This is a genomic window from Pseudomonas syringae pv. tomato str. DC3000 (genome assembly GCF_000007805.1).
Lineage (GTDB): Bacteria > Pseudomonadota > Gammaproteobacteria > Pseudomonadales > Pseudomonadaceae > Aquipseudomonas > Aquipseudomonas avellanae.
This window is the reverse complement of sequence record NC_004578.1, coordinates 2522810-2535591: the sequence shown is the minus strand read 5'-3', so window position 1 is coordinate 2535591 and position 12782 is coordinate 2522810. Positions and strand designations below refer to the sequence as shown.

The following is a 12782-nucleotide window of genomic DNA, read 5'->3' as shown; positions in this document are numbered from 1 at the left end:
AATTCGTCAACTGCTTAAGGCCTGGGACAAAAATGAAACGATCTGCTTTCTTCATCTCGGATGGCACCGGTATCACCGCCGAAACGCTGGGCCAGAGCCTGTTGGCACAATTTGAAAACATTACATTCAACAAGTTCACCAGGCCCTATATCGACAGCGTCGAGAAAGCGCGGGCGATGGTACAACAAATCAATAATGCCGCCGACAAGGACGATGTGCGACCGATCATCTTCGACACCATCGTCAATCAGGACATTCGCGAGATTCTGGCGACGTCCAACGGCTTCATGATTGATATTTTCTCGACCTTCCTGGCGCCGCTGGAGCAGGAGCTTAGTTCACACTCCTCGTATTCGGTGGGCAAATCGCATTCCATCGGGCACAACTCCAACTACATGGAGCGCATTGAGGCGGTCAACTTCGCGCTGGACAACGACGACGGCGCACGTACGCACTATTACGACAAGGCCGACATCATCCTGGTGGGCGTATCACGCTGCGGGAAGACCCCGACCTGCCTGTACATGGCCATGCAGTTCGGCATTCGGGCGGCCAATTACCCGCTGACCGAAGACGACATGGAGCGCCTGCAATTGCCGCCAGCTCTCAAGCAGCATCGCGAAAAGCTATTCGGCCTGACCATCGACCCTGACCGCCTTACCGCAATCCGCCATGAGCGCAAGCCCAACAGCCGCTATTCGAGCTACGCCCAGTGCGAATTCGAGGTGCGCGAAGTGGAAAGCCTGTTCCGCCGCGAGAACATCCCCAACATCAACTCCACGCATTTTTCGGTGGAAGAAATCTCCGCCAAGGTGCTGGTCGAAAAAGGCGTGGAGCGACGCTTTAAATAGAGGCTTCAGTCGCCCTGCTGCGGCACGCGCACCCAGCCTTCCATCAAGACTCTGGCGCTGCGACTCATCAGGGCTTTGGTGACTTTCCAGCCGCCCGCGTCCTGAACGGCTTGCGCCCCGACCCGCAAAGTACCGGACGGATGACCAAAGCGTACTGCGCTGCGCGCCTGACCACCGGCGGCGAGGTTGACCAGCGTGCCCGGGATGGCGGCGGCGGTGCCAATCGCTACGGCGGCGGTGCCCATCATCGCGTGGTGCAGCTTGCCCATTGATACGGCGCGCACCAGCAGGTCGATATCCTGCGCGGCGACAGGCTTGCCACTGGAGGAAACGTAGTCAGCAGGCGCCGCAACAAAGGCGACTTTGGGCGTGTGCTGGCGCGTGGCGGCTTCATCGACGCTTCCAATCAGGCCCATGCGTACGGCACCGTAAGCGCGGATGGTCTCAAGCCGGGCAAGCGCGAGCGGATCGGCGTTGATATCGTTCTGCAACTCGGTGCCGGCGTAGCCGATATCAGCGGCATTGATGAAAATGGTCGGAATGCCCGCGTTGATCATGGTCGCTTTCAAAGTGCCGACACCGGGCACTTGCAGGTCATCGAGCAGATTACCGGTGGGGAACATCGAGCCGCCTGCGCCCTCTTCATCCGCCGACGGGTCAAGAAACTCAAGCTGCACCTCTGCGGCCGGGAAGGTCACTCCATCCAGCTCGAAATCGCCGGTTTCCTGAACCTCGCCATTGCTGATGGGCACATGAGCGATGATGGTCTTGCTGATATTGGCTTGCCAGATACGCACGATGACGACGCCGTTCTGCGGCACACGGCCGGGGTCGAGCAGGCCGCTGGCGATGGCAAACGAGCCCACGGCTGCCGACAGGTTGCCGCAATTTCCGCTCCAGTCCACGAAAGGCTTGTCGATGGACACCTGACCGAACAGGTAATCGACATCGTGATCGGGCCTGCTGCTGCGCGACACGATCACCGCTTTGCTGGTGCTCGACGTCGCCCCGCCCATGCCGTCAATCTGCTTTTCGTAGGGGTCGGGGCTGCCGATGACCCGCAACAACAGCGCATCCCTTGCCGGACCGGGGGTTTGCGCAGCTTGCGGCAGATCATTGAGCCTGAAAAACACCCCCTTGCTGGTGCCCCCGCGCATGTAGGTTGCGGGGATTCGGATCTGTGGTGAGTGAGCCATGAATTCGTTGTCCTGTTCGAAAAGCGCGCCGAGCGCTCAAAGTCGGACGCAGAGCGTCCAGAACGGCGTGCCCACGCAGAGCATGGGCACGATAGTGTTTTTCAGTAAGCTTATCGTTCCTCACGCACCCGTCGTGGCCTCCAGAAAATCCTGGGCAAAACGCTGCAGTACGCCGCCAGCCTCATAAATAGAGAGCTCTTCAGCGGTGTCCAGGCGACAGGTCACTGGCACTTCCAGGCGCTCGCCATTACTGCGCTGGATCACCAGCGTCAAGGTCGCACGGGGTGTGCGCTGGCCGGTCACTTCAAAGGTTTCACTGCCGTCAATGCCCAGGGTCAGGCGGCTGGTGCCCGGCTTGAATTCCAGTGGCAATACGCCCATGCCCACCAGGTTGGTGCGGTGAATACGCTCAAAGCCTTCTGCCGCAATCGCTTCGACACCGGCCAGCCTGACGCCCTTGGCCGCCCAGTCGCGGGACGAGCCCTGGCCGTAATCGGCACCAGCGATGATGATCAACGGCTGTTTGCGGGCCATGTAGGTTTCAATGGCTTCCCACATGCGCATGACCTGGCCTTCCGGCTCTATGCGGGTCAGCGAGCCTTTTTGCACCTTGCCATCGACCACAGCCATTTCGTTGATCAGCTGCGGGTTGGCAAACGTGGCGCGCTGGGCGGTCAGGTGATCGCCGCGGTGGGTCGCGTAGGAATTGAAATCCTCCTCCGGCAGGCCCATTTTCGCCAGGTATTCACCCGCTGCGCTGTCCAGCATGATCGCGTTCGACGGCGAAAGGTGGTCGGTGGTGATGTTGTCCGGCAGCACCGCCAGCGCGCGCATGCCCTTGAGCGTGCGCTCTCCGGCCAGCGCGCCTTCCCAGTAAGGCGGGCGACGAATGTAGGTGCTCATCGGACGCCATTCATACAGCGGCTCGACCTTCGGCCCGGTGTGCTCGTCAATAGCGAACATCGGGATGTACACCTGACGAAACTGCTCCGGCTTGACCGATGCTTGCACGACGGCGTCGATTTCTTCATCACTCGGCCAGATATCCTTGAGACGGATCTCCTTGCCGTCGGCGATGCCCAGCACATCGTTTTCAATATCGAAACGGATGGTCCCGGCAATCGCGTAAGCCACCACCAATGGCGGCGAGGCCAGAAATGCCTGCTTGGCGTAAGGGTGAATGCGCCCGTCGAAGTTGCGGTTGCCAGACAGCACCGCCGTGGCGTACAGGTCACGGTCGATGATTTCCTGCTGAATCAGCGGGTCCAGTGCGCCGGACATACCGTTGCAGGTGGTGCAGGCAAACGCCACCACGCCAAAACCCAGTTGCTCCAGCTCGGTCGTCAGCCCCGCGGCATCGAGGTACAACGCCACGGTTTTCGAGCCCGGTGCCAGCGAAGATTTCACCCACGGCTTGCGGCTGAGACCCAGGCGGTTGGCATTGCGCGCCAGCAGGCCCGCCGAAATCACGTTGCGCGGGTTGCTGGTGTTGGTGCAACTGGTGATCGCGGTGATGATCACTGCGCCATCCGGCATCTGCCCCGGCACCTCGTCCCACTGCCGGGCAATGCCCTTGGCGGCCAGATCGGCAGTCGCGACCCGCGCGTGGGGGTTGGACGGCCCGGCCATGTTACGCACCACGCTAGACAGATCGAAGCTCAGTACGCGCTCGTATTGCACCTCGCTCAGGCCTTGCGACCACAAACCGGTGTGCCGCGCGTACAGTTCGACCAGCTTGACCTGCTCGTCTTCACGGCCGGTCAGGCGCAGGTAATCGATGGTTTGCGAGTCAATGGAAAACATCGCCGCCGTTGCACCATATTCCGGCGCCATGTTGGAGATGGTCGCCCGGTCCCCCAGGGTCAGGCTCGATGCCCCCGCGCCGTAGAACTCCAGATACGCCCCGACGACTTTCTGCTGGCGCAGGTATTCGGTCAGGGCCAGCACCACGTCAGTGGCGGTGATGCCCGGCTGACGGCGGCCGGCCAGCTCGACGCCAATAATGTCCGGCAGGCGCATCCACGAAGCGCGACCGAGCATCACGTTTTCAGCTTCGAGGCCACCGACACCAATAGCGATCACGCCCAGCGCATCCACGTGCGGCGTGTGGCTGTCGGTGCCGACCAATGTGTCGGGGAATGCCACACCATCGAGCACCTGCACCACCGGCGACATTTTCTCCAGATTGATCTGGTGCATGATGCCGTTGCCCGGCGGGATCACCTCGACGTTCTTGAACGCCAGCTTGGTCCAGTCAATGAAGTGGAAGCGGTCTTCGTTGCGTCGGTCCTCGATGGCGCGGTTCTTCGCCAGCGCCTGCGGGTCGTTACCATCAGCCTCGACGGCCAGCGAGTGATCAACGATCAACTGCACCGGCACCACTGGGTTGACCAGCGCCGGGTCGCCGTCCTGCGAGGCAATCGCGTCGCGCAGCCCGGCGAGGTCCACCAGCGCGGTCTGCCCCAGAATGTCATGGCAGACAACACGCGCCGGGAACCACGGAAAGTCCAGGTCACGCCTGCGCTCGATAAGCTGGTTCAGCGAAGCGTTCAAGGTCGCCGGATCACAGCGGCGCACCAGATTTTCGGCCAGCACCCGCGAGGTGTACGGCAACGTGGCATATGCGCCAGGCTTGAGGGCCTCAACGGCAGCGCGCGCGTCGAAATAGTCCAGTTGGGTGCCAGGGAGCGTTTTGCGGAATTCACTGTTCATTACGGGACTCGATCACGGAGTGTTCGGATGCGGATGCGGATGCGGATGCGGATGCGGGTGGGGAGCTCTTCAGCGGCTCCCTTGCCCCCTCTTCAGCGCTGTTCGATGGGCACGAAGCTGCGCTGTTCGACGCCGATGTATTCGGCACTCGGGCGGATGATGCGGTTATTGGCGCGCTGCTCGAAAACGTGAGCGGCCCAGCCGGTCAGGCGCGAGCAGACGAAAATCGGCGTGAACAGCTTGGTCGGGATACCCATGAAGTGGTACGCCGAGGCGTGATAGAAGTCGGCATTGGGAAACAGCTTCTTCTGCTCCCACATGACCTTGTCGATGGCCTCGGACACCGGAAACAACACGCTGTCGCCAGCCTCGTCGGCGAGTTTTTTCGACCACCCCTTGATGACCTCGTTGCGCGGGTCGGACTCCTTATAGATCGCATGACCGAAGCCCATGATCTTTTCCTTGCGCTCCAGCATGCCCAAGGTGCCTTGAGTGGCCTCATCGGCAGAGGCGAAACGCTGAATCATTTCCATCGCCGCCTCGTTGGCGCCGCCATGCAGCGGGCCGCGCAGGGTGCCGATGGCTGCCGTGACGCAGGAGTAAAGGTCCGACAGGGTCGACGCGCAAACCCTTGCGGTGAACGTAGACGCGTTGAACTCGTGCTCGGCGTACAGAATCAGCGACACGTCCATGACCTTGCGGTGCAATTCGCTGGGGGTCTTGTCCAGCAGCAAATGCAGAAAATGCCCGCCAATGGACGACTCGTCCGTGGTGCAGTCGATGCGTTGGCCGTCATGGCTGAAGCGATACCAGTAGCACATGATCGCCGGAAAGGCCGCCAGCAGGCGGTCGGTGGCGTCGCGCTGCTGATCAAAGCTCAGCTCCGGCTCAAGCGTGCCGAGCATGGATGCCCCGGTGCGCATGACGTCCATCGGATGGGTATCTGCCGGAATGCGCTCCAGCACTTCTTTCAAGGCCTGCGGCAGATCACGCAGCCCCTTGAGTTTACCCAGGTAAGCGGCCAGTTGGCTTTGCGTTGGCAGCTCGCCATACAGCAACAGGTAGGCAACCTCTTCAAACTGCGCCTCGGCGGCCAGTTCGCGCACGTCATAACCGCGATAGGTCAACCCGGCACCGGCCATGCCCACCGTCGACAGCGCCGTCTGCCCGGCAACCTGCCCGCGAAGCCCGGCACCACTCAATACTTTTGCTTCAGCCATGGTGTTCTCCACTATTGTTTTTGTGTGATGGGACGCAGAGCGTCACGAGATAAATTCACACCTTCAGCGCTTATCGTTTACATCAATCCCAATGGGCCCGGAAAACGGGGCTCAAACCACGATGATGATCGTTCCCACGCTTCGCGTGGTAATGCATTTCGTGACGCTCCGCGTCACACATTGGAGCCTTGACCCCTGATTCAGGCCGTACGAATGCGGGCCTCAGTTTCGATTACGTTTGCTTTCTCGCCAGGCTGGAGACTTGTGACGCAGAGCATTACGAACTGCATGCCAACGCGGAGCATTGGCACGATAGTCATCTCAAGACCTGTGCATGACGTAAAAGCGGGAGTGAGCCTCGCTTTCTATGCCCATCAGCCCTTCTTCTGCGCAAACAACGCATCCAGTTTCTTTTCGAAGGTGTGGTAATCGATGGCGTCGTACAGCTCCATGCGGGTCTGCATGCTGTCGATCACGTTTTTCTGGCTGCCGTCGCGGCGGATCGCGCCGTAGACGTTCTCCGCCGCCTTGTTCATGGCGCGGAAGGCTGAAAGCGGATAAAGCACCAGCGACACATCCGCCTCGCGCAATTCATCAACAGTAAACAGCGGCGTGGCACCGAATTCGGTGATGTTGGCGAGGATCGGTACGCCCGCCCGGTTGGCAAATTGCTTGTACATCGCCAGTTCGGTGATCGCTTCCGGAAAGACCATGTCTGCGCCCGCTTCAATACACGCCGCAGCACGTTCCAGCGCCGACTCCAGCCCTTCGACCGCCAGCGCATCGGTGCGCGCCATGATCACGAAACTGTCGTCGGTTCGCGCATCGACGGCAGCCTTGATGCGGTCGACCATTTCTTGCTGCGAAACGATTTCCTTGTTCGGGCGATGACCGCAGCGCTTGGCTCCGACCTGATCTTCAATATGAATCGCCGCCGCGCCCGCCTTGATCATCGAGCGTACGGTGCGCGCCACGTTGAAGGCCGAAGAACCGAACCCCGTGTCGACATCCACCAGCAGCGGCAGATCACACACATCAGTGATGCGCCGCACATCGATCAGCACATCCTCCAGACCGGTGATCCCCAAATCCGGGATACCCAGCGAACCCGCAGCCACCCCGCCACCCGACAGGTAAATAGCCTTGAACCCGGCGCGCCTGGCGAGCAGCGCGTGGTTGGCATTGATCGCGCCAACCACTTGCAACGGCTGTTCGCTGGCGACTGCATCACGGAAACGCTGGCCGGGAGTAGTGTTGTTGGAACTCATGGTTGACCTCGGTCGGAAGTTGCCTGGGAAGCCGCCTGATAATGGCGCTCGATGTTGCGTCTGGACGCGCCGATGTGACGGCGCATCAACAATTCGGCCAGCTCGCCGTCGCGCTCGGCGATGGCGTCGAGAATCCGGTGGTGTTCGGCAAAGGCCTGCCGGGGCCGGTTGGGCGTGGTGGAGAACTGGATGCGGTACATGCGCACCAGTTGATAAAGCTCACCGCAGAGCATCTGACTGAGGGTGCGGTTGCCGCTGCCCTGGATGATCCGGTAATGAAAGTCGAAATCACCTTCCTGCTGGTAGTAACCGATGCCCGCCTGGAACGCCGCATCGCGTTCATGGGTGTCGAGCACGCTGCGCAACTCATCAATCTCGGCCTGGCTCATGCGTTCGGCGGCCAAGCGGCAGGCCATGCCTTCCAGGGATTCACGAATTTCATACAGCTCGATCAATTCGGCGTGGCTGAGCGCGACCACACGGGCGCCCACATGCGGCACACGCACCACCAGCCGCTGGCCTTCAAGCCGATGGATCGCTTCACGCAACGGGCCGCGACTGATGCCATAGGTGCGCGCCAGCTCCGGCTCGGAAATCTTGCTGCCGGGGGCGATTTCGCCTTTGACAATGGCCGACTGAATGCGTCGGAAAACGTTCTCGGAAAGGGTTTCCGGGTCGTCTTCCGTTGTCAGCAACCTTTCTGCTCCGACCGACATTGTCGACACCTTTAGACTAGACAGGTGTAAATCTAGCCATTAAAGGCACATCAGTCAAAAATAAATCAAAGACTGTCGACAATCGCACAATCCCCTGACTATCGACAGTCATAGCCAACCTGAACAGATGCGCGGGTAGACGACTGGCACCTGCAAGGCTTCATGCTAGAATGCGCCTCGTGTTCGCACAGCGCGCTTCGTACCGCATTCACTGCCGGCGACCGCACTGCACCACTATCATCAGGTCCATCCCGCTTGCGCCCTGACCCTGAAGTTTTTCGCTCATCGCGCCAGGATTTATGAGACTGACTACCCTCCCCCCGCTGTTCTGCCTGCTGTTTTTGTCAGGCCTGCTTTTTTCCGCACCTGGCCTGGCCGCCAACAAGACAGTCTATGGCCTCAACGAATACGCCAGACTCATCGAAATCGACGTCGAGATCGCCGCCAAGCTCGACACCGGCGCCAAGACTGCCTCGCTGAGCGCCCGTGATATCAAGCACTTCAAGCGCAATGGCGAAAGCTGGGTGCGCTTTTATCTGGCCAGCGACAGCAAGCATGTCCACCCCATCGAACGCCCGCTGAGCCGGGTCAGCAAAATCAAGCGGCGCGCCGATGATCTCGACCCGGATGACGAAAACAAGTACTCCTCACGCCCGGTGATCAGCCTCGATATCTGCATGGGCGAAGCTTTACGCACCATCGAAGTGAACTTGACCGACCGAAGTGCTTTCCAATACCCGCTTTTGATCGGCTCCGAGGCGTTGAAACGCTTTGATGCGCTGGTCGATCCAAGTCTTAAATATGCGGCAGGGAAGCCCGGCTGCGCTTCCGTCGCTCAAAACGCAGAGTAAATCCATGCGCTCACTTACACTCCATCTGAAAATCCTGATCACTGCCCTCGTGACCCTGGGCATTGCGATCACGGCCTATCAGATACTGGCGCTCGGCATACCCGTGAGCGAAGACGAAACCGATGACTTGTGGAACATCGACGCCAAAGTCGAATTCATCGCCAACCCCAAAGACTCGGTAAAGATCCAGATGTTCGTGCCGCCACTGGCCCACGACTACATCAGCCTCAATGAAAGCTTCATTTCCAACAACTATGGCGTCAGCGTCAACCGTGCTGACGGCAACCGCAAGGTCACCTGGTCCGCCCGGCGCGCCACCGGCAACCAGACGCTTTACTACCGCCTGGTACTGACCAAGCGCTACAGCGGCGAGAAGCCCAAGGTCAAAGGCCCCATCTTTCGCGACAGCATGACCATCGAAGGGCCTGAAAAAGTGGCCGCAGAGGCTTTGCTGGCGCCGATTCGCCAACATTCGGCCGATGTGGAGACCTTCATCACCGAAGCCATCAAGCGCGTCAACAACCTTCACGACGACAACGTCAAGCTACTGCTGGCGGGCGATACATCGCCCTCCAACAAAGCCCGGATCACCGAGCTTTTGCTGTCGATTGCCCACGTGCCAATGGAAAAAGCCCACACCATTCGCCTGGAGGCAGAACAACAACAGACGCCGGAGCTCTGGCTGCGCAGCTTCAACGGCAAGGAATGGCTGTACTTCAACCCCGACACTGGCGAAGCCGGTTTGCCGGATGATCGCCTGCTGTGGTGGACCGGTGAAGAGAATCTGGTCAGCGTCGAAGGGGGCAAGAAAGTGCAAGTCACTTTCAGTCTCAACAACAGCGAAATGAATGCCATGCGTCTGGCCAAACTGACCGACGCCAGCACCGACTCGGATTTTCTCGCCTACTCGCTGTACGGCCTGCCGCTGCAAACCCAACAGACCTTCATGGTCATGGTGATGATCCCGATTGGCGTGCTGGTCATCCTGATTCTGCGCAACCTGATCGGCCTGCAGACCCTGGGCACGTTCACCCCGGTACTGATCGCCCTGGCGTTTCGTGAAACGCAACTGGGCTTCGGCATTGCGCTGTTCACTGTAATTACGGCGCTGGGGCTGTCGCTGCGCTCCTATCTGGAGCACCTGAAGCTGCAAATGCTGCCACGCCTGTCGGTGGTACTGACCTTCGTTGTGGTGCTGATCGCCGCCATCAGCCTGTTCAGCCATAAACTGGGGCTGGAGCGCGGCCTGTCGGTGGCGTTGTTCCCGATGGTGATTCTGACCATGACCATCGAACGCCTGTCGATCACCTGGGAAGAGCGCGGCGGCAGCCACGCAATGAAAGTCGCCATCGGCACGCTGTTCGCGGCGTCTCTGGCGCACCTGATCATGAGCGTGCCGGAATTGACCTATTTCGTCTTCACCTTCCCGGCGGTGCTGCTGGTACTGGTCGGGTTCATGCTGGCCATGGGCAGATACCGTGGCTATCGCCTGACCGAACTGATGCGCTTCAAGGCCTTCCTCAAAGAAGAGGAAAAAGCCAAGTGATCGGCTGGTGGAAGACCTGGAAGGCACTTGAGGCTCGCGGCATCATGGGCATCAACCGGCGTAATGCCGACTACGTGCTCAAGTACAACAAGCGCAGCCTGTACCCGGTGGTCGATGACAAGATCATCACCAAGGAGCGGGCCATTGCAGCGGGCATTCATGTGCCGGAAATGTACGGGGTCATTTCCACGGAGAAGGAAATCGACAGACTCGACGAGATCATCGGCGGGCACAACGACTTCGTGATCAAACCGGCCCAAGGCGCAGGCGGCGATGGCATTCTGGTCATTGCCGACCGTTTCGAGGAGCGCTTTCGCACGGTCTCGGGACGCATCATCAGCCACGCGGAAATCGAGCATCAGGTGTCCAGCATCCTCACCGGCCTTTATTCGCTGGGCGGGCACCGCGATCGGGCGCTGATCGAATACCGGGTCGTCCCGGACCCGATCTTCAAGAGCATCAGTTACGAGGGCGTGCCGGACATCCGCATCATCGTGCTGATGGGTTACCCGGTGATGGCCATGCTGCGCCTGCCCACTCGCCAGTCAGGCGGCAAGGCCAACCTGCACCAAGGCGCCATCGGCGTCGGTGTGGACCTGGCCACCGGCGTGACGCTGCAAGGCACCTGGCTGAACAACATCATCAGCAAGCACCCGGACACCACGCACTCGGTAGACGGCGTGCAATTGCCCAACTGGGACGGCTTCATGAAACTCGCGGCCGAGTGCTACGAGCTGTGCGGCCTGGGCTATATCGGTGTCGACATGGTGCTGGATAAAGACAAAGGCCCGCTGATTCTGGAACTCAATGCCCGCCCCGGTCTGAACATCCAGATTGCCAACGACAGCGGCCTGACCCATCGCACCCAGGCCGTGGAGGCACGCCTGGAGCAACTGGCGCTCGAAGGACGTCAGGAGTCCGCGCTGGAACGCGTCGATTTTGTCCAGCAACTGTTCGGCCACGTGCCCAGCGCCTGAGAGTTGTGCCCAATACCGACATACCGCTAGGAGCGCCTCATCGGCAAGGCTACAATCGCCGACCGCGCGCCCAAGACTGACGTTTGCCGATGCCCACCTGTTCGATACATCCCCTGCCCTATAGCGCCGACCCGGCCGTGTTTTTCTCGCGGATCTGTCAGGCGCCGGGGGCCGTGCTGCTCGACAGCGGCAGACCGGTTGCCGAGCGCGGCCGCTACGACCTGCTCAGCGCCTGGCCACGGCAGGAACTGACGATTGCGGATGGCGAGAGCGGCACGGCTTACCTGCAACGATTGCGCGACAGCCTGGCGTCGCTGGGAACGGCGACCTTGCCGGCGGGCTGCGAGCTGCCCTTTGCCGGCGGGCTGATCGGCTACCTGAGTTACACGTTCGGGCGACGCCTCGAACCGCTGCCCGATCAGGCCATCGACGACCTGCAATTGCCCGAAGCGCGGCTGGGGCTCTACGCCTGGGCGCTGATCAGTGATCATCAGGCGCAGACCAGCCAACTGATGTTTCATCCAGACTTGGCCGACACCGAGCGCGAGCGGCTGGTTGACCTGTTCACTGGCAGCATCAGCGAGGCGCCATCGCACTTCAGGCTCAGCCAACCGTTTCAGGCCAGTATCAGCGCCGACGACTACCAGGACGCCTTCGAGCGAATTCAGGCTTATATTCAGGCAGGCGACTGTTATCAGGTCAATTTCGCACAACGCTTTCAGGCGCAGTGCACTGGCGATCCGTGGGCAGCTTATTGCGCGCTTCGAGCAGCCTGCCCGACGCCGTTTTCCGGCTACCTGGGCCTGTCGGGCGCCGATGCGGTTTTGAGCCTTTCGCCGGAGCGTTTCGTCAAGATCAGCGCGAGGCAGGTGGAAACCCGCCCGATCAAAGGCACGCGCCCGCGCAGCCAGGACGCTGTGCAAGACGCCGCTTTCGCCCAAGAGCTGCTGAACAGCGAGAAGGATCGCGCCGAAAACCTGATGATTGTCGACCTGCTGCGCAACGACCTGGGGCGCAGCTGCACAACAGGCTCGGTGAAAGTGCCCGAGTTGTTCAGCCTGGAAAGCTACCCCAACGTGCACCATCTGGTGAGCAGCGTGACCGGCGAGCTGGCGGCCGGCAACGATGCTCTGGACCTGATCGCCGGCAGCTTCCCCGGCGGCTCCATCACGGGTGCGCCGAAGATCCGCGCCATGCAGATCATCGACGAACTGGAACCGACTCGCCGCAGCCTGTACTGCGGGTCGCTGCTGTATGTGGATGTACGCGGCGAGATGGACAGCTCCATCGCCATCCGCAGCCTGCTGGTCAAGGACGGGCGCATTTCCTGTTGGGGCGGCGGCGGCATTGTGGCGGACTCTCACTGCGAGGCCGAATATCAGGAAACCTTCACCAAGGTCCGCGTGCTGCTAGAAACGCTTGAGGCACTTTGATCCGCCACGCGG

At 60.5% G+C, this 12782-nt stretch carries 10 protein-coding genes; 5 read left to right on the top strand and 5 right to left on the bottom strand.

The features are described 5' to 3' along the window. Window positions 1–32 precede the first annotated feature (32 nt). Complete coding sequence (locus PSPTO_RS11885) at window positions 33–851, top strand: posphoenolpyruvate synthetase regulatory kinase/phosphorylase PpsR (protein WP_003382474.1); 819 nt, start codon at window positions 33–35, stop codon at window positions 849–851. 5 nt (window positions 852–856) lie between these two features. On the opposite strand, the gene prpF is transcribed toward PSPTO_RS11885, so the two are convergent. The 5 genes from prpF to PSPTO_RS11855 all read right to left on the bottom strand — a co-directional run bounded on the left by prpF (window position 857) and on the right by PSPTO_RS11855 (window position 7963). Then, entirely contained in the window at window positions 857–2047 is a 1191-nt protein-coding gene (prpF, locus tag PSPTO_RS11880) for a 2-methylaconitate cis-trans isomerase PrpF (RefSeq protein ID WP_005765721.1), read from the bottom strand. Between the two features lie 120 nt (window positions 2048–2167). Then, entirely contained in the window at window positions 2168–4759 is a 2592-nt protein-coding gene (gene acnD / locus PSPTO_RS11870; RefSeq protein WP_011103933.1) for a Fe/S-dependent 2-methylisocitrate dehydratase AcnD, read from the bottom strand. Window positions 4760–4851: 92 nt separating this feature from the next. Next, complete coding sequence (prpC, locus tag PSPTO_RS11865) at window positions 4852–5979, bottom strand: bifunctional 2-methylcitrate synthase/citrate synthase (protein ID WP_011103932.1); 1128 nt, start codon at window positions 5977–5979, stop codon at window positions 4852–4854. Between the two features lie 374 nt (window positions 5980–6353). Continuing rightward, window positions 6354–7247, bottom strand: a complete 894-nt coding sequence (prpB, locus tag PSPTO_RS11860) for a methylisocitrate lyase (protein ID WP_007244715.1) — start codon at window positions 7245–7247, stop codon at window positions 6354–6356. Next, window positions 7244–7963 (bottom strand): GntR family transcriptional regulator, encoded by a 720-nt coding sequence (locus PSPTO_RS11855; protein ID WP_046463438.1) that lies wholly within the window; start codon window positions 7961–7963, stop codon window positions 7244–7246. The genes prpB and PSPTO_RS11855 overlap by 4 nt, the downstream gene beginning before the upstream one ends. Before the next feature lie 299 nt (window positions 7964–8262). Between PSPTO_RS11855 and PSPTO_RS11850 the strand changes: the two genes are divergently transcribed. From PSPTO_RS11850 to pabB, 4 genes are all read left to right on the top strand, one after another. Further along, window positions 8263–8814 (top strand): ATP-dependent zinc protease family protein, encoded by a 552-nt coding sequence (locus PSPTO_RS11850; protein ID WP_005765726.1) that lies wholly within the window; start codon window positions 8263–8265, stop codon window positions 8812–8814. A 4-nt stretch (window positions 8815–8818) separates the two neighbouring features. Further along, complete coding sequence (locus tag PSPTO_RS11845) at window positions 8819–10360, top strand: inactive transglutaminase family protein (RefSeq protein WP_005765727.1); 1542 nt, start codon at window positions 8819–8821, stop codon at window positions 10358–10360. Then, window positions 10360–11337, top strand: coding sequence for an alpha-L-glutamate ligase-like protein (locus PSPTO_RS11840; RefSeq protein WP_161797774.1), 978 nt, complete (start codon window positions 10360–10362; stop codon window positions 11335–11337). The genes PSPTO_RS11845 and PSPTO_RS11840 overlap by 1 nt, the downstream gene beginning before the upstream one ends. A gap of 89 nt (window positions 11338–11426) precedes the next feature. Continuing rightward, the gene (gene pabB, locus PSPTO_RS11835; RefSeq protein WP_005765730.1) at window positions 11427–12770 is read left to right on the top strand and encodes an aminodeoxychorismate synthase component I; all 1344 of its coding nucleotides are present in this window, start codon (window positions 11427–11429) and stop codon (window positions 12768–12770) included. The last annotated feature ends 12 nt before the right edge of the window (window positions 12771–12782 follow it).

Coding starts and splice junctions, on each gene's coding strand:
- pabB (WP_005765730.1), top strand. CDS start 11,427: ATGCCCACCTGTTCGATACATCCCCTGCCCTATAGCGCCGACCCGGCC.
- acnD (WP_011103933.1), bottom strand. CDS start 4,759: ATGAACAGTGAATTCCGCAAAACGCTCCCTGGCACCCAACTGGACTAT.
- prpF (WP_005765721.1), bottom strand. CDS start 2,047: ATGGCTCACTCACCACAGATCCGAATCCCCGCAACCTACATGCGCGGG.
- PSPTO_RS11845 (WP_005765727.1), top strand. CDS start 8,819: ATGCGCTCACTTACACTCCATCTGAAAATCCTGATCACTGCCCTCGTG.
- prpC (WP_011103932.1), bottom strand. CDS start 5,979: ATGGCTGAAGCAAAAGTATTGAGTGGTGCCGGGCTTCGCGGGCAGGTT.
- prpB (WP_007244715.1), bottom strand. CDS start 7,247: ATGAGTTCCAACAACACTACTCCCGGCCAGCGTTTCCGTGATGCAGTC.
- PSPTO_RS11885 (WP_003382474.1), top strand. CDS start 33: ATGAAACGATCTGCTTTCTTCATCTCGGATGGCACCGGTATCACCGCC.
- PSPTO_RS11850 (WP_005765726.1), top strand. CDS start 8,263: ATGAGACTGACTACCCTCCCCCCGCTGTTCTGCCTGCTGTTTTTGTCA.
- PSPTO_RS11855 (WP_046463438.1), bottom strand. CDS start 7,963: ATGTCGGTCGGAGCAGAAAGGTTGCTGACAACGGAAGACGACCCGGAA.